The organism is Sphingobium indicum BiD32 (genome assembly GCF_000382885.1).
In the GTDB taxonomy this organism is placed as follows: domain Bacteria; phylum Pseudomonadota; class Alphaproteobacteria; order Sphingomonadales; family Sphingomonadaceae; genus Sphingobium; species Sphingobium japonicum_C.
In genome coordinates, this window is record NZ_CAVK010000189.1 from 1 (window position 1) to 1520 (window position 1520).

At 58.6% G+C, this 1520-nt stretch carries 1 protein-coding gene; it reads left to right on the forward strand.

Features of this window, described 5'->3' with window-relative positions; all coding sequences use genetic code 11:
* Positions 1-62 precede the first annotated feature (62 nt).
* Positions 63-1214, forward strand: a complete 1152-nt coding sequence (locus EBBID32_RS18025; RefSeq protein WP_006962958.1) for an IS110 family transposase — start codon at positions 63-65, stop codon at positions 1212-1214.
* Positions 1215-1520: the final 306 nt, after the last annotated feature.

Below are 1520 nucleotides of genomic sequence, written 5' to 3' on the forward strand. Positions count from 1 at the left end.
AGATCCTATGCAGGCCGGATCGGCTATGCCGTTGTTCCGTCAGACCTCACGGAGAACGCTACATGGAGAACTCGTCGTCAAATTGCTGCCCCAAGACTTCTGTCATTGTCAGCGTTGAGCTCAGCAAGCGCAACTGGCTTGTTGCTTCGCTCTCGCCAGGAGCGGCGAAACCTTCCCTGCGGCCAATTCCTGCCGGGAACAGCGCGGCACTGATCAGTCATCTTCGCAATCTTGAGTGCAAGGCTGCTGATCGCATCGGTGAACCTGTCACCATTCGCCTGTGCTTCGAGATTGGATATGATGGCTTCTGGCTCGCAAGGCTACTGCGGTCGAACGACATCGATACCTATGTGCTGGATCCTGCCAGCTTCCTAGTGTCGCGGCGAGGCAGGCGCGCGAAGACCGACCGGATCGACGCCGAAGCGATGATCGGGATTCTCAAAGCCTATCTCGCTGGCGACAAAAGCGTCTGCCGTGTCGTGGCCGTGCCCTCTCCCGAGGAGGAGGACGCGCGCCGGGTAATGCGCGAGCGCGGCGATCTCGTGCATGAGCGCACCCGGATTGTCTCTCGGATCAGGGGGCTACTTGCACTGCAGGGCATACGATCTGTTAAAGCCATCAAGGGCGGTGACTGGTCGAGCCAACTCGACGACATGCGCACCGGCGACGGGCGGCCTTTGCCACCAAACCTTCGCCGACAAATAGAGCGCTGCTTCGGGCGGCTCGCGTTGCTCAACGATCAGATCAAGGACATCGAGCGGGACCGCGCTGAAGTCGTGCTCCATGATGAGTCCACCTTTCCATGCCGCGACAAAGCGGTTCGCCTCGAGCAGCTGAAGGGCATTGGCCCGAACAGCGCGGCAATGTTGGTCGCAGAAGTTTTTTGCCGAAAGTTCGAAAGCCGGCGACACGTCGCGGCCTTCCTTGGGTTGGCTCCGGCGCCCTTCGCCAGCGGCGACGTGTCGCGCGATCAAGGCATAAGCAAAGCCGGTAACCGAAGCACACGTGTGCAGATGGTGGAACTTGCATGGTGTTGGTTGAAATATCAGCCAAGTAGCGAACTAACCGTTTGGTATCGCAGCCGGTTCAAAGGCAACGGCGCTCGCACGGCAAAGGTGGGTATCGTTGCCCTCGCCCGAAAATTGTTAATCGCGCTTTGGCGCTTTGTGGAGACAGGTCTAGTCCCTCAAGGTGCCGAGCTCCGCGCCGCCTGATGCTTATGTTGCAACAGGCTCGATAAGGCGACGCGGATTGGTGTGATGTGTGACCGGGAAAGTTGATGGCGCCTGAAAACGCCCAGTAGTAGTTTGGTCCGCATCTGCCTTTGCTCGATCCGGGGATGTGAATACGGATTATGGTGCGCGGGCACGGCCGCGACCGGATACAAGTCTATGCACGGATAGTGCATCAGCTGATCTCGGAACGAATGAAGCCAATCCTTGAGCATTGCGTGTGGGGCCCCCCAACCTGTCAACAGAAGGAACCGTTCAATGCGACCTTGACAAGGCCCGGATCATACA